The sequence below is a fragment of the Microbacterium sp. NPDC087665 genome (assembly GCF_044743285.1).
Classification (GTDB): domain Bacteria; phylum Actinomycetota; class Actinomycetes; order Actinomycetales; family Microbacteriaceae; genus Microbacterium.
The window spans coordinates 297,458-311,172 of the sequence record NZ_JBIUWD010000003.1 but is presented as its reverse complement, the minus strand read 5'-3'; the positions used below and the strand labels follow the sequence as shown (position 1 = coordinate 311,172).

Annotated in this window: 20 protein-coding genes; 7 read left to right on the top strand and 13 right to left on the bottom strand. The window is 71.0% G+C overall.

Features of this window, described 5'->3' with window-relative positions; genetic code table 11:
• Positions 1-102 precede the first annotated feature (102 nt).
• The 9 genes from ACIOSY_RS08210 to ACIOSY_RS08170 all read right to left on the bottom strand — a co-directional run bounded on the left by ACIOSY_RS08210 (position 103) and on the right by ACIOSY_RS08170 (position 4,843).
• The gene (locus ACIOSY_RS08210; protein ID WP_400851851.1) at positions 103-276 is read right to left on the bottom strand and encodes a CsbD family protein; all 174 of its coding nucleotides are present in this window, start codon (positions 274-276) and stop codon (positions 103-105) included.
• A 103-nt stretch (positions 277-379) separates the two neighbouring features.
• Positions 380-994, bottom strand: a complete 615-nt coding sequence (locus ACIOSY_RS08205) for a hypothetical protein (RefSeq protein ID WP_400851848.1) — start codon at positions 992-994, stop codon at positions 380-382.
• Entirely contained in the window at positions 991-1,575 is a 585-nt protein-coding gene (locus ACIOSY_RS08200) for a DUF6286 domain-containing protein (RefSeq protein ID WP_400851845.1), read from the bottom strand. Before ACIOSY_RS08200 ends, ACIOSY_RS08205 begins: the two co-directional genes overlap by 4 nt.
• Positions 1,572-1,964 carry a hypothetical protein gene (locus ACIOSY_RS08195; protein WP_400851842.1) on the bottom strand — a complete coding sequence of 131 codons (393 nt, stop codon included), beginning with the start codon at positions 1,962-1,964 and terminating at the stop codon, positions 1,572-1,574. The genes ACIOSY_RS08200 and ACIOSY_RS08195 overlap by 4 nt, the downstream gene beginning before the upstream one ends.
• A complete protein-coding gene (locus ACIOSY_RS08190; protein WP_400851839.1) occupies positions 1,964-2,152 on the bottom strand; it encodes a DUF2273 domain-containing protein in 189 nt (62 codons plus the stop codon). The genes ACIOSY_RS08195 and ACIOSY_RS08190 overlap by 1 nt, the downstream gene beginning before the upstream one ends.
• Positions 2,149-2,676 carry an Asp23/Gls24 family envelope stress response protein gene (locus ACIOSY_RS08185; protein ID WP_400851836.1) on the bottom strand — a complete coding sequence of 176 codons (528 nt, stop codon included), beginning with the start codon at positions 2,674-2,676 and terminating at the stop codon, positions 2,149-2,151. Before ACIOSY_RS08185 ends, ACIOSY_RS08190 begins: the two co-directional genes overlap by 4 nt.
• A 182-nt stretch (positions 2,677-2,858) precedes the next feature.
• Positions 2,859-3,947, bottom strand: coding sequence for an alkene reductase (locus tag ACIOSY_RS08180; protein ID WP_400851833.1), 1,089 nt, complete (start codon positions 3,945-3,947; stop codon positions 2,859-2,861).
• Positions 3,948-3,993: 46 nt separating this feature from the next.
• Entirely contained in the window at positions 3,994-4,308 is a 315-nt protein-coding gene (locus ACIOSY_RS08175; RefSeq protein ID WP_400851830.1) for a hypothetical protein, read from the bottom strand.
• 46 nt (positions 4,309-4,354) lie between these two features.
• On the bottom strand, positions 4,355-4,843 hold the full coding sequence (locus ACIOSY_RS08170; protein WP_400851827.1) for a pyridoxamine 5'-phosphate oxidase family protein: 489 nt from the start codon (positions 4,841-4,843) through the stop codon (positions 4,355-4,357).
• Between the two features lie 148 nt (positions 4,844-4,991).
• On the opposite strand from ACIOSY_RS08170, the gene ACIOSY_RS08165 reads away from it, so the two are divergent.
• From ACIOSY_RS08165 to ACIOSY_RS08150, 4 genes are all read left to right on the top strand, one after another.
• A complete protein-coding gene (locus ACIOSY_RS08165; protein ID WP_400851824.1) occupies positions 4,992-6,392 on the top strand; it encodes a threonine/serine exporter ThrE family protein in 1,401 nt (466 codons plus the stop codon).
• 91 nt (positions 6,393-6,483) lie between these two features.
• Positions 6,484-7,332 (top strand): glycosyltransferase, encoded by an 849-nt coding sequence (locus tag ACIOSY_RS08160; RefSeq protein WP_400851821.1) that lies wholly within the window; start codon positions 6,484-6,486, stop codon positions 7,330-7,332.
• Positions 7,329-8,162, top strand: coding sequence for an endonuclease/exonuclease/phosphatase family protein (locus ACIOSY_RS08155; protein ID WP_400851818.1), 834 nt, complete (start codon positions 7,329-7,331; stop codon positions 8,160-8,162). Before ACIOSY_RS08160 ends, ACIOSY_RS08155 begins: the two co-directional genes overlap by 4 nt.
• A complete protein-coding gene (locus ACIOSY_RS08150) occupies positions 8,159-8,782 on the top strand; it encodes a hypothetical protein (protein WP_400851815.1) in 624 nt (207 codons plus the stop codon). The genes ACIOSY_RS08155 and ACIOSY_RS08150 overlap by 4 nt, the downstream gene beginning before the upstream one ends.
• A gap of 7 nt (positions 8,783-8,789) precedes the next feature.
• Here ACIOSY_RS08150 and ACIOSY_RS08145 read toward each other — a convergent pair whose 3' ends face one another.
• Both ACIOSY_RS08145 and ACIOSY_RS08140 read right to left on the bottom strand, forming a co-directional pair.
• Positions 8,790-9,500 carry an SAM-dependent methyltransferase gene (locus ACIOSY_RS08145; protein WP_400851812.1) on the bottom strand — a complete coding sequence of 237 codons (711 nt, stop codon included), beginning with the start codon at positions 9,498-9,500 and terminating at the stop codon, positions 8,790-8,792.
• On the bottom strand, positions 9,497-10,501 hold the full coding sequence (locus ACIOSY_RS08140) for an NAD(P)/FAD-dependent oxidoreductase (RefSeq protein WP_400851809.1): 1,005 nt from the start codon (positions 10,499-10,501) through the stop codon (positions 9,497-9,499). Before ACIOSY_RS08140 ends, ACIOSY_RS08145 begins: the two co-directional genes overlap by 4 nt.
• 81 nt (positions 10,502-10,582) lie before the next feature.
• On the opposite strand from ACIOSY_RS08140, the gene ACIOSY_RS08135 reads away from it, so the two are divergent.
• Positions 10,583-11,164 (top strand): helix-turn-helix domain-containing protein, encoded by a 582-nt coding sequence (locus tag ACIOSY_RS08135; RefSeq protein ID WP_400851806.1) that lies wholly within the window; start codon positions 10,583-10,585, stop codon positions 11,162-11,164.
• Between the two features lie 84 nt (positions 11,165-11,248).
• On the opposite strand, the gene ACIOSY_RS08130 is transcribed toward ACIOSY_RS08135, so the two are convergent.
• Positions 11,249-12,076, bottom strand: a complete 828-nt coding sequence (locus ACIOSY_RS08130; RefSeq protein ID WP_400851803.1) for a LuxR C-terminal-related transcriptional regulator — start codon at positions 12,074-12,076, stop codon at positions 11,249-11,251.
• A gap of 94 nt (positions 12,077-12,170) precedes the next feature.
• Between ACIOSY_RS08130 and hxlB the strand changes: the two genes are divergently transcribed.
• Together hxlB and hxlA are read left to right on the top strand one after the other, a co-directional pair.
• Positions 12,171-12,752: a 6-phospho-3-hexuloisomerase gene (gene hxlB / locus ACIOSY_RS08125; RefSeq protein ID WP_400851800.1), complete on the top strand. Its 582-nt coding sequence runs from the start codon at positions 12,171-12,173 to the stop codon at positions 12,750-12,752.
• 56 nt (positions 12,753-12,808) lie between these two features.
• Complete coding sequence (gene hxlA, locus ACIOSY_RS08120; protein WP_400851797.1) at positions 12,809-13,432, top strand: 3-hexulose-6-phosphate synthase; 624 nt, start codon at positions 12,809-12,811, stop codon at positions 13,430-13,432.
• Between the two features lie 84 nt (positions 13,433-13,516).
• Here hxlA and ACIOSY_RS08115 read toward each other — a convergent pair whose 3' ends face one another.
• Positions 13,517-13,708 (bottom strand): hypothetical protein, encoded by a 192-nt coding sequence (locus tag ACIOSY_RS08115; RefSeq protein WP_400851794.1) that lies wholly within the window; start codon positions 13,706-13,708, stop codon positions 13,517-13,519.
• Between the last annotated feature and the right edge of the window lie 7 nt (positions 13,709-13,715).

Below are 13,715 nucleotides of genomic sequence, written 5' to 3'. Positions count from 1 at the left end.
CGCTTCCAGACCTACGGCAGACCCTGCGTCTGACCCCGCCCCGCCCCCGCGCACGAAAGAGCCGGGTGGGCGCGGTCTGCGCTCCACCCGGCTCCCGGACGCTCAGTTCTTGAAGGCGTCCTTGACGTTCTCGCCGGCCTTCTTGACGTCGGCCTTGGCCTGGTCGGCCTTGCCCTCGGCTGCGAGCTTGTCGTTGTCGGTGGCGTTGCCGATGGCTTCCTTCGCCTTGCCGGCGACGTCCTGAGCGGCGTTCTTGATCTTGTCGTCGAGTCCCATGTCGGTGTCCTTTCGTGGTGGTGATGGGGGGATGGCGGGATGCTCCCGCCGGCTCATCGTCGGATGCTCGCGCACCCGTCGATAAGTGGTTCGCGCCGGTCGTTCACGACAGTCGGCGCTGGTCGTGGGCCAACCGAGCACGCAGGCCGGTGTGGAGGGAGATGTAGGCATCGGTGTCGCGTCCGGTCAGGGTCGCGAGGTTGTCGAGCAGTCGATCCACGTGGTCGACGAGCAGGCGCGGGTCGGTGTTCTGGCGCGGGGTGACCGCGACGTGCAGCACCGGGTGCCGGCGGATGTCGTTGGCCGTGACGTGCGCCGTGAGGATCTCGTCGCGGTCGGCGAGCGACTTCTTCACGGCATCCGACACGAACGACTCCGTCACGGTGACGCGGCCGAGGGGGTTCTGCGCACCGGAGGACCGCAGGACGGTCTTCGAGCGGCGACCGGCGACGCTGGTGAGCGCGAGGATCAGCAGCACGATCACGAGCACGATCGCGGCGACGGCGGCGATCCCGAGCCAGGTGGCCTGGCCGCCGGCGATCTGCGTCGAGGCGAAGGCCTGGTCGAGCCAGGACTCTGCGCCCGCGCCCGCCGTCTTCCACGTGTCGGTCGCGGTGGGCCACGCCATGATCGCGATGCCGACTGCGCCGAGTCCGAGGAACAGGAGTCCGATGACCAGGAGCAGGATGCGGTTGAGCGCACGGTTCGTGTTGTTCACAGCTCGCCCTCCTTTTCGGTGGGGGTTTCGATGCGCACCCGGGTGCGCACGGGTCGGGCCAGTCGGTAGGTCGCGAGCTCGGCCTCGGCGGCCGCCTGCACGTCGCTCCGGTCGAGCGGGATGCCGGCGCCGGGGCGCACGGTGACGTCGACGCTGCGGTGGCCGACGCCGACGGTGATGTTCTCGCGGGCGATGCCGGTCTCTTCCGTCAGATGCTGGGCGAGCGCGCTGGCGATAACGCCGTTGTCGACGACGACCGCGCGATCCCCGGCGTCGAGCACGTGCTTGGGCAGTCGCCCGGGGGCGACCGCCTGCCACACGAACACGAGTCCGATGAGCGCCAGCACGACGCTGCCGGCGATGACGAGTCCGGCCGGTTGCGCGGTGGGCAGACCGACCAGCCAGGCCCACCCTGCCGCGGGCCCCAGCAGGAGCGCGGGCTGGGAAGCGAGGCTGAGCGTGATCTCCAGCCCGATGTACGCCAGGGCGAGCACGAGCAGGATCACGGCGACGAACACGGCGACCGTGCGCGGCGAGTGGGTCTCGCGACGGACGACGCGGCGGAGCGCGGGAGTACTCATCGCACTCGTCTCCTTTCCGGCGTGGTGGCGCCGGTGATGGTCAGGTTGATGCGGGTGACGTCGCGGCCGAGGATCCCGGTCAGACGCTGCTGCAACGCGTGCTGCAGCTGTCCTGCCCGTTCGAGAACCGGCACGATCTGCGCGATCGCCGCGGAGTCGTCGAGCGACGGAACGGGGAGGGGGGTGGCGATGCGGACGACGAGGCCGCCCGCGTGCTCGGCGACTTCGACCTTCACGTCACCGCGGGGCACGCCGATCAACGTCGCGGATGCCTGCTCGGTGACCGTGCGGTACACGCGCTCTTTCACAGCGACGCGACCGGGAACGGGGGTCCCGCCGGCGGCGTCCGCGAGGGAGCCGCCGGCAGTGACGTGCGGGTCGGCGCGCATCAGGAGGTACGCCGCCCGGTGAAGGCGTCGGCGAGCCCGCGAACGTCGAGCTTGCCGGACGCGATGCGTCCGATGATCGCGCCGATGCCGGCGAACAGGGCCATGAGGAGGAATCCCCAGAACCCGAACAGCAGGGCGGCGAGAGCGAGGAGGGCGCCGATCAGGGCGCCGGTGGCGGTGGGGGTCATGAGACGCGCGACTCCTCGTTCTGGTCGCTGTCGTCGCCGGGCACGTGCACGTCGTCGACCTCGACGTTGACCTCGACGACCTCGAGACCCACGAGGCGGGTGATCGCACCGGCGACGGCCGCACGGACGCGATCGGCGACCTCTTGGATGGGGGCCGGGTACTCGACGACGATGGTCAGATCGGCGGCGGCCTGCGTCTCGCCGACCTCGACCTTCACACCCTGTGCGAGGTCGGTGGCGTTCACGACGTTGCGGATGGCGCCGAAGGCGCGTGCTCCGCCGCCGCCGAGCGCGTAGACGCCGGGGATCTCACGGGCGGCGATGCCGGCGACCTTGGCGACCACACCGTCGGCGATGGTGGTCTTGCCCGCCGCGTGCACGTCGGGGCGCACGCTCGATGCGGAGAACGCCGACGAGCGGTCGACGCGGGAGGCGGATGCCTGCGCCGCGGCCTTCTTCGGGGTGGCCTGCGCCAGCTCCGACTCGGCGGGGGTGGCGGGGGTGTTCTGATCCTGGTTTGCCATGGCTCGTCCTCTTGTCTCAACTCGATGGCCGGCGATGAGACGGTGCCGTCTCGACCGGGAGCGTTTCGGTCGCTCACAGGTAGGACGTGCCGGCGCACGGATTCGTCACAAAAAAGACAGAACACCCCGCGACCGAGGGGTCGCGGGGTGTTCCGGCGAGGACAGAACGAGGTGCGCGGGAGTCAGACCCCGGCGCGAACCTCCGCGAGCGACGGGTAGTCGGTGTACCCCTCGGCCGTGCTGCCGTAGAACAGCTCCGGGCGCGGCTCGTTGAGCTCGGCACCCTGCTGCCACCGCTCGACGAGGTCGGGGTTCGCGATCACGGGGCGCCCGGCGGCGACGGCATCCGCCCATCCGTCGGCGACGAGCGACTCGGCCTCCTCACGGCTCGTGGGAGCGGCGAAGCCCGAGTTGATGATCAGCGGAGCACCGGCCGTGCGGCGGATGTGCTGCACGAGGTCGCCCGTCGGCGCCGCGTTGAGCACGTCGACGAAGGCGAGCCCGAGGGGAGCGAGACCCTCGGCGATGGCCGTGTAGGTGGCGAGCACGTCGGCGTCGTCCGACTCGATCACGCCCTGGATGTCGTGCTGCGGCGACAGACGGATGCCGGTGCGATCGGCGCCCACCGCCGCGGCGACCGCACCCGCGACCTCGATCGCGAAACGGGCACGGTTCTCGGGCGACCCGCCGTACTGGTCTTCGCGGATGTTCGACACCGGCGACAGGAACTCGTGCACGAGGTATCCGTTCGCGCCGTGCACCTCGACGCCGTCGAACCCGGCGGCGATGGCGTTGCGCGCGGCCTGGGCGAACTGCTCGACCACGGCCGGGATCTCGTTGAGCGTGAGGGCGTGCGCCACGGGCAGGTCGGCTTTGCCCTCGGGGGTGCGCGTCTGTCCGGGGGCGGCGAGAGCACTCGGCGCGACGACCCGCGGCTGGCCCGAGATCGCCGGGTGCGACACCCGGCCACCGTGCATGAGCTGCATCACAATCGTGCCGCCGGCCTCGTGCACGGCATCTGCGACGCGTCGCCATCCCGCGATCTGCGCGCGGGTCACGATGCCCGGCTGCCCGGGATACGACTTGCCCTCGGGCGCCGGCCAGACGCCCTCCGAGATGATGAGTCCCTGGCCCGCCCGCTGCCGGTAGTACTCCACCATCGTCGTGGTGGGCACGCCGGCCTCATCGGCCCGGGTGCGGGTGAGGGGTGCCATGACGACACGGTTGGACAGCTGCAGGGCGCCGAAGACGGCGGGCTCGTAAAGACTCACAGTGAGGGGTAAGCGTCGGATCGGATGCCGTATTCCCTCAGGTTTCTCACTCCGCCGGAGTTTCGAGCACCTCGTCGACGAGTTGGATGCCGGCGGTGGACCCGGCCGTGTGCATCAACTGCTCGATCCACTTCAGGTTCAACTGCGGAGCTTCGACATCGTCGAAGGTGAATCGCAGCGGGATCGAGGGGTGCAGCCAGATCGTCGAACGACCGACCGGGTCGCCCTCCGCGTGCTTCCACGACAGCGTGAAGCTCTCGTTGCGGCGCAGCTTGGTCGCGATGACGACCTTGAGGTGCGCCAGCGCCCGGTCCTCGATGTGGACCGGCTCGGTGCCCGCGCCGTACTGAATGGTTCCCATGGAGAAACCATATCCGGCGCGGGGTCTTCCCCGCGCCGGACGACGTTCAACGATCGGGGAGTTCGACCTTCTCGTTCTCGGCGTCGAGGGGCTCGCCGGTGATCTTCGACTTCACGAAGCTGAAGATCGAGGCGATCTTGCCGCCGGGGCTGTCCCAGTACTCCGCCGACTCGGCCGAGAACTTCAGCAGTCCGACGTCGGGGTCGTCGGGGCCGTTCGTGAACCAGGCCTCGACCGTGGGGCTCCAGAGCTCGCGGACCTTCGCGGGGTCCTCGACGAGTTCGGCCCTGCCCGACAGCGAGACCCAGGAGTCGTTCGAGCTGAGCGCGACGCCCACGCGGTCATCGCGACGGATGTCGATGACGAACGTCGCGCTGCGCGAGACGAGGAACCAGAGGTCGCCGTCGAACTCGGCCTCCTGCACGGTCAGCGGATGCGCCACGAGCCGGTCCTCGGCGTTGCGCGTGGTGAACATCGCGAAGCGGAAGTCCTTGATCAGTTCTGCGACCCGCTGCACGGGAGTGGTGTCAGTCATGAGTCATCCCTTCTTCGCCGCGGTCGAGCGGCGTCGGTGACAGCATCCCCCGATCATTCGGTCGCGCCCAGGGGGTTGCGATGTGCAGGATGCCCGGTTAGAGGGCGCCGTGAGCGTGTCGACCGTCGGCGCCGGGGAGAATAGAGGCATGTCCCCGACCCCCCACCGGCGACTGCTCGCCTCCATGCGCAGGATCGTGCACACCGACCCCGCCACCGTCGCCCCCACCGAGGCGCTGCCCGTCATCGACGAACGCACCGTTCCGCGGGTGCTCGATCTGTCGACCCGTATCGGTGAGGCGATGTTCGCGGTCGGAGCATCCGCCCACGAGGTCACGCTCGCCATCACCCGCGTCTGCGACGCCTACGGCCTGCTCGGCGTGCAGGTCGACGTCACCTACAACTCGATCACCGTCTCGTTCCACCTCAGCGGCGAGGTCTGGCCCGAGACCCTCGTGCGCGTGGTGCGGGTGACCGCCCCCGACCACGCCAAGCTGCAGCGGGTGCAGGCGCTCGTCTCCGACATCCGCAGCGGACTCGACCTGGAATCGGCGCGCACCACCTTCCGCGCGATCCGCCGCGTGCCCTTCCGCTACCAGCAACCCGTGGTCATCGTCGCCCGCGCCCTGCTCGCGGTCGGCGTGAGCATCATGCTCGGCGCCTCACCGATCATCGTCGGGCTCACGTTCATCGCCGCACTCTGCGCGGCGCTCACCCAGGCCGGGCTGGCGCGTGTGCGCGTGCCCCTGTTCTTCAGCCAGATCGCCGGTGGGTTCGTGACCACGATCGTCGCCGTCGTGGTGTCGGCGCTCGGCGCCGCAGGGCTCGAGCCGTTCGTGGGCATCCGTCCGTCGATCATCGTCGCCTCGGGCATCGTGCTCATGCTCGCCGGCCTCACCGTCGTCGGCGCCGCGCAGGACGCGATCGACGGGTTCGCGCTCACCGCGGGCGGGCGCATCCTCGACCTCACGATGCAGACCCTCGGCGTGGTGATCGGCATCCTCGTCGGTCTCGAGCTCGGCAGCGTGCTCGGTTTCACGATGGAGCTTCCCGACGACCCCGCCCCCTTCGGCCCCCTCCCCAGCCAGTTCGCGGGCGCGATCATCATCGCCGTCGCCGTCGCGGTCTTCAACGGCGCCGGCATCCGCATCATCCTCGTGAGCGCGCTGCTCAGCGCCATCACCATCGGGGCCTACACGGGCGCGATCGCCCTGCACCTGCACCCCGCGGCGGCGAGCGCCATCGGGGCGCTGCTCGCGAGCTTCATCGGCGTGCTGATCGCCCACAACCTGCACGTGCCGTCGGTGGCCGTGACGACCGCCGCCATCGTGCCGCTCGTGCCCGGTGTGGCGGTGTTCCAGGGTCTGCTCGAGATGGTGCACACCGACGGATCCGCCACCGCGGTGGTGGGAGCGGGCAGCTCGCTCGTGTTCGCCGCCGTCATCGGCGTCGGGCTCGCCTCGGGTGCGTCGCTCGGCCTCTACCTCGGCACCCCGGTGCGCGCGACGCTCGGCAGCGTCACGAAGACACGGGCGCGCGTGCGGCGGTGAGACGCGGATGCGGGGCACCCATCCGCTAGCGCCGCGGGGCAGCACCGTCAACCGGGTGGTCGCGGTTCGCTGCGTCTCTTAGCGTGGGAGAATGCACGACGGAACCGGCGCCCGACTCTCGACCACGGCCGACCGCGCACGCCCCCTGCCGACGACGTCGGTGGTCATCCCGGTCAAAGACGACGCCGCTCTGCTCGCGCTCTGCCTCGATGCGCTCGCCCGCCAGAGTCTGCCCGCCGACGAGATCATCGTCGTCGACAACGGCTCCTCGGATGATTCGGCGGCGATCGCCCGCGCCGCAGGCGCACGCGTGATCGACTGCGCCGAGCCGGGCATCGGCGCGGCCGCCGCGACCGGCTACGACGCGGCGCGATTCGATGTGATCCTGCGGCTCGACGCCGACTGCGTGCCGGAAGCGGAGTGGATCGCCGAGGTCGTGTCGGCCTTCGCGGGTGCGACCGGCGTGGCCGCCTTCACCGGCCGCGCGCACTTCACCGACGGGCCGCCCGCGCTGCGTGCGCCGCTCGCCTCGCTCTACCTCGGCGCCTACACCGCGATCACCGGGCTCACGCTCGGCCACCGACCGCTCTTCGGGTCGAACCTCGCCTTCCGCCGTGACGCGTGGCTGGCCGTGCGCGACGAGGTGCACCGGGGCGATCCCGAGGTGCACGACGACCTCGACCTCTCGTTCCATCTCGGCGAGTCCCACAGCATCCGCCTGCTCCCGGGGGCATCGATGGGCATGTCGATGCGTCCGTTTACCGCGGGGCGGTTCGGTCGGCGCGTGCACCGGGGCTTCCGCAGTGTGCTCGTGCACTGGCCGCGCGACTTCCCGCCGCTGCGGTGGACGCGGCTGATCGCGCAGCGCACCCGTCGGCGCCCGATCTCCGACCACGCGCCCGGTGTTCACTCGCCGGTCGGGAAGAGGCCGTCGCGATGATGGATGCTCCTCTCCTCGGCCCCGTCGACGCCCCCGACCTCTCGGTGATGTCGCTCAACATCCGTCGTGCGATGGAGGGAATCCTCCGACCGCGCCGCGACCGGTGGAGCACCCGCGCCCCCGCGGTGAGCGCGCTGCTCGCCACGGAGCGCCCGACGCTGCTCGGGTTGCAGGAAGCACTCCCGCGGGTGCTGCCGGTGGTGCACCGAGCGCTCGGCTCCCGCTACCGCCGAGTGGGTCACGGGCGAGGGGCTCGGGGATCCGGCGAAGGCACTCCGCTGCTGTACGACTCCGCCCGCCTCGAGCTGCGGCAGTCGGGCCAGCGCGCACTCTCCCCGACGCCCGATCGGCCGGGATCCCTCGGCTGGGGCAACCTCATCCCCCGCATCCTGGTCTGGGCAGAGTTCGTCGACCGCGCGACCGGCCGCCCCTTCCTCGCCGTGAACACGCACCTCGACCACCTCTCGGCGCGGTCGCGACGGCGCTCGGTCGAGAGCATCCGCCAGCTGGTGCGCGAGCGGGCGCTGCCCGCGGTGGTGATGGGCGACCTGAATGCCGGCGAAGGCTCGGGCGCGGTGCGCGGCCTGCTCGGCGACGGCGACCCCGTCGATGCCTGGCGGATCGCCGAGCGCACGGCGACCCCGATGTGGGGAACCTACCCGGGCTATGGGCGCCCGCGCCGAGGCGGTCGACGCATCGACTGGATCGTCGTGACCGCCGACGTGCGCGTTCGCGCCATCGGCCTCAACGCCCGGAGGTTCGGAGGACGCCGGCCGTCCGACCACCTGGCGGTGCAGAGCATCCTGCGTCTCGGGAAGGAACCGTCGTGAAAGAGGACTTCCTGCGCCCACCCCGCACGCTCGCGGAGTGGACCGCCGATGCGCTGCGCCTGATCGGCGTGCTCGGCGTCGTCGCCGCGGCCATCTGGTTGCAGCCGACGGATGCCGGGATCGCCGCGCTCGCGCTGCCGGCTCTCATGCTGCCGCGCATGCTCGGCCTGCGGCCGTGGTTCGACGTCACGGCCTGCCTGATCGTGCTCGCCGCCGCGTGGAGCAACGTCTTCGATCTCTACACCTCGGTTCCGGGATGGGATCTGCTGCTGCACTTCGCCTGCACCGGCGTGCTGGCCGTCGTTGCCGCCCTCGTACTGAGCCGCACCGGCGTGGTCGCCGTGACGCGCGACGCCGGCGCCCCCGCACGCGCACCGCTCGTGCTGCTGCCGATCATGGCCCTCGCCATCAGTGCCCTGTGGGAGATGATCGAGTGGCTGGGAAAGACCTACGTCAGCGACAAGATCTTCGTCACCTACCAGGACACGATCGGCGACATGGTGTTCGGCGGGCTCGGCGGCATCGCCGCCGGGGTGGTGCTGGCGTTCGTGGGCGTCGAGCGCGAGCGGGTGGGGGCGGATGCTGCGCCGCCCCGCTCGCACGCGCAGGACCGCCGCTGAACCGAACTCATCGCGACGGACGGCGCACTCTCAGCACCGTGTCGGTCACCGCCGTCTCCGTGCCGTCGGGAAGCATCACCGCGCGCTCGAGGAGCGTGTTCGTCTCGACCACCCAGTCCGTCGGGAGTTCGAGCGATGCCAGCACCTCGTCGGATGTCGGCAACGGCGGCCCCTGCATGGCGTGATCGTGGTTCGAGCCGGGCGGGGGTGCGCCATGCCCGACGACGAGAAGCCGTCCGCCCGGAGCGACGGCGCCGGCCGCGCGGCGCAGGATCTGCTCCCGAGGGAAGTCGAACGGGGAGTGGAAGAAGGCAGACGTGACGAGGTCGTATTCGGCCGTCGGGCGCCAGACGACGAGATCTTCCTGCACCCAGGCGATCCGGTCGGCGAGGCCGCGCGCGGCAGCCTCCTTCGCCCCCACCGCGAGGGCCGCAGGCGAGATGTCGAGCGCCGTGACCGTCCAGCCCCGAGCCGCGATCCAGAGGGCGTCTGCACCCTCTCCGCTGCCGAGCTCCAGCGCGGTGCCGGGCGTCAACTCCGCCACCTCGCGAGCCACCGCCGGGTTCACGCGTCCGCTCCACATCTGGCCGCTCTCGTCTCGGTGCGTGAGGTACCGCTCCTCCCAGAATGCAGCGGCATCCGCGACCCCGTGCTCTGACGCGTGTTCTGACGCGTGTTCTGACGCGTGCCCTGACGCGTGCCCTGACGCGTGGGTCATGCCGTCGCCCCTGCCGCACCTGCGGTGAGCGCGGCGGTCGCGGCAGCGACCTCTTCGGCGATCATCTCGCCGTTGATCGTCAGGGCCGCGGTGGCGCCCGACCCCATGGCGATGGGCACGAGCGCACCCGGGTTGGCGGAGTTGCCCACGGCCCAGACGCCCGCAACACTCGTGCGGCCGAAAGCATCCACAGCGGTCCACCGGCCCATCGGGCCCTCCGCGAGGGCGGCGCCGAGCTGCTGGAGCGGGTCGTCCAGTGGCACGATCTGCGGTTCTGCGAACACCACGTCGATGTCGACAGTGGAGCCGTCGGCGAGAGTCAGCCCGGTGAGCCGATCGCCGTCGGTGACGACGCCGGTCACCGCACGATCCTCGACCGTGATCCCCCGCTGTTCGAGCACCCGGCGCTCCTCCTCCGGCAACGGGCCGACGAGGCCGGTGAAGACGGTGATGTCGCTCGAGTACGACCGCAGCATGTGCGCCTTGTGCGCGCCGGTGGCCGACCCCAGCAGCACGCCGATGGCGCGTCCGGATGCTTCGTACCCGTCGCAGTACGGGCACGCCACGACTCCGCGTCCCCAGTGCTCGGCGAGCCCGGGAATCTCGGGAAGCGCGTCGCGGGCGCCGGTGGCGACGATGAGACGGCGGCCCGACACGCGCACCCCGGCGTCGGTGACGACCTCGAAGCCGTCGGCGGTCGCGCGGGCTTCGACGGCACGAGCATCCGCGATCACACCGTCAACGGCCCGCACCTCGCGGCGTCCGTCGGCGACGAGGTCGAGCGGCGAGTAGCCGTCGCGGCTCAGCACGCCGTGCATGTGGGGCGCGAAGCGGTTGCGAGGGTGCTGCGCGTCGAGCACGAGTACCCGGCGGCGAGCACGGGCGAGGATCAGGGCGGCGCTGAGGCCGGCGGCACCACCGCCGAGGATGATGACGTCCCAGGTCTCGCGGTCGAGGGGTGCAGTGCGGGTTTCGGTGCGGGTTTCGGGTGCGCGGGTCATGGATCCAGGATGTGCGACTGATACAGTTGCGGCAAATAACGATGCCGAATTGGCAAATGCCGTCCGAGTGCGAGGAATGCGATGCCCGACGAATCCGTGGCCCTCATCGGACCCCGCCTGCGCAGTTGGCGCGAGAAGCGCAGCATGACGCTCGCCGACCTGTCGGAGGCCACCGGCATCTCCTCGAGCACCCTGTCCCGCCTCGAGGCGGGTAAGCGCGCTCCGAACCTCGAGCTGGTGGTGCCGATCGCCCGCGCGCTCCGGCTGGAGCTCGACGACATCGTGCCGCGCAAGGCGCCCGACCCGCGCGTGGTGCGCACGACAAAGCGCACCGATGATGTCTGGTACGAGACGCTCTCGCCCGAGTCGAGCCCCGTGCAGACCTACAAGGTCACGTTCCCCGCGGACCCGGCCGGCGCGACCGCCATCCCTCAGCGCAAGGTGCACGACGGCCAGGAGTGGCTGTACGTGCTGTCGGGCCGACTGCGGCTCGTGCTCGGCGAGCAGGACGTGACGCTCGGCGCCGGCGAGGCCGCCGAGTTCGACACCCGCATCCCGCACTGGCTGAGCGCCGTGGGCGCCAAGCCGACCGAGATCCTGTCGATCTTCAGCAAGGAGGGCAAGCGCATCCACCTGCGCGCCCGGCCGGTGGGGCGCGCGTAGCGCCCAGCGCGCCACGACCTACACGCGGAGCGACACCGCTCACACATCCTTTTGGACAGGCCCGCCCCTCCCCGTCCGGGTGGGTCAGCCGCGCGTCACGGTGGCCAGCTCGACCCGCGACGTCGCTCCCGACTTGCGCAGCAGGTTCGAGACGTGGAACTTGACGGTGTTCTCGCTCACGTTCAGCGCTTCCGCGATCTCGCGATTGCGACGGCCGGCGGCGATGAGGCGCAGCACGTCGCGCTCGCGGGGACTCGCGTCGATCGCGTCGGGCAGACCGCCCGCGTCGGCGGGCGGATCGAGCGGCAGACGGATGCCGACCTCGGAGCCCCAGCCGGGCGTCGATGACACCGAGAGGTCGCCGGCCAGCGCCGACACCTGCTCGGCGATCGTGCGGAGGGCGTCGTCGTGCGTGGTGAGCTCGCCGCTGCCGTCGTCGCGAATGGCGATCAGCAGATTCAGCCCGTCGCAGTCCCACTGGATGCGCACCCGGCGCGTCTCGCCGCGGTCGACGATCGCGAGCACCGTGCTGCGCACGATCGCGCGCGCCGAGTGGGCGATGACGCCGGGCAGGGCGCGGCCGTTCGCCGGCGGCTCCACGAACTGCACGTCGAGCTCGCTGTACCGGACCAACGGACGCAGGTCGCCCCGCAATCGCTCGAATGCCCCGATCACGGGTTCGAGGCCCGCCCCCTGTTCGTCGTTGAGCGTGCGCAGCCCGACGAGCGCCCCGGCGGCGACGTCGACCGCGATCGTGCGCGCCGCCCGATCGTCGAGCCGCTGCGAGCGCAGCGTCGCCAACAACGACTCCAGCGTCAGGGCGTAGCGGTCGCGCTGTTCCGCGAGCGCACGGGCGTGATCGGCGGCCATTCGTCGGGACGGCGTCGTCGGGGTGTGGTCATCCGTACTCATGGACACCTACTCTATGCCGCCCCCTCCTTTCGGGTAGGGGGAACGGTCCCGAGGCAGGAGCGCCCGTGGCCGAGATCGTGGCGAGACTGGCACCATGCCCACCACCGCCACCATCTCCCCGGGAGCGGCCATCTCCCTCGTCGCGAACGAACTGCTGCACGCCGCCGAGCGCACGAGCGTCGCCAACGCGCGCCAGCTCGACCAGCTCGCCGACCTGCTCGACGATGCCGAGCGCGTGTTCGTCTACGGCGCCGGCCGGTCGGGCCTCGCCCTGCGGATGACGGCGATGCGCCTCATGCACCTCGGCCTCGACGTGCACGTGGTCGGCGACACCACCGCACCCGCGATCGCCGCCGGCGACGTTCTGCTCACCGCCAGCGGCTCGGGAACCACGGAGTCGATCGTCCGCGCGGCCGAACGCGCCGCGTCGCTCGGCGCCCGCGTGGGCCTGATCACCACCGCGGATTCGTCGCCCCTCGCCGATATCGCCGATGTGCGCGTGCGGGTTCCCGCCGCTCAGAAGCTCGACCGATCGGCCGAAGCATCCGCCCAGTACGCCGCCAGCCTCTTCGAACAGGTCGTCGTCGTCATCGGCGACGGACTCTTCCACGCGCTCTGGCAGCGCCAGGGCACCAGCGCCGACGACCTCTGGCCGCGTCACGCGAACCTCGAGTGACCCGCCCCTCTCCCACCCCACCCCTCGACACGACCCCTCACCACGAAGGAACACGAATGAAACTGCAGTTCGCCATCGACACCCTCACCACCGAGAAGGCGCTGGAGCTGGCCGCGGCCGCCGCGCCCCACGTCGACATCCTCGAGCTCGGCACCCCGCTCATCAAGAGCGAGGGCCTGTCGGCGATCACGGCCCTCAAGAACGCCCACCCCGACAAGGTGATCTTCGCCGACCTCAAGACGATGGATGCCGGTGAGCTCGAAGCCGACATCGCCTTCGGCGCCGGCGCCGACCTCGTCACCGTTCTCGGCGCCGCCGACGACAGCACCATCGCGGGCGCGGTGAAGGCCGCGAAGAAGCACGGCAAGGGCATCGTGGTCGACCTGATCGGCGTCGCCGATAAGGCCGCACGCGCCCAGCAGGTCATCGGCCTCGGCGCGGAGTTCGTCGAGATGCACGCCGGTCTCGACGAGCAGGCGCAGGAGGGATACTCCCTCGACAGCCTCCTCAGCGACGGCGAGGCATCCGGTGTCGCGTTCTCGGTCGCCGGCGGCGTGAATGTGTCGAGCATCGGCGCCGTCCAGGCATCCGGCGCGCAGATCGCGGTCGCCGGCAGCGCGATCTACAGCGCCGACAACGTCGGTGACGCCGCCGCGCAGCTGCGCGCCGCGATCGCCTGACGCACGCGCGCCCCGTCTTGAGCGACGGACGGATGCCGAGACCCACCACCCCGACGCACGGGGTGGTGGGTCTCGGCGCGTTCTCTACGGAGCCAACTCGTCCAGGCGCGCGCGGATTGCGCGCTCCTCGTCGTCGATCTGCGTCTGCTGCAGGTGCACGACGGCGCTCCCGCCGAGACTCATGCCCAGTCGCCAGAGTTCTGAGCGCTGACGTTCCAGCTCCGACAGTCGGGCGCGCAGCCGCCGCTCTTCACTCTCCGGATGCTCCGTGACCATGTCGACC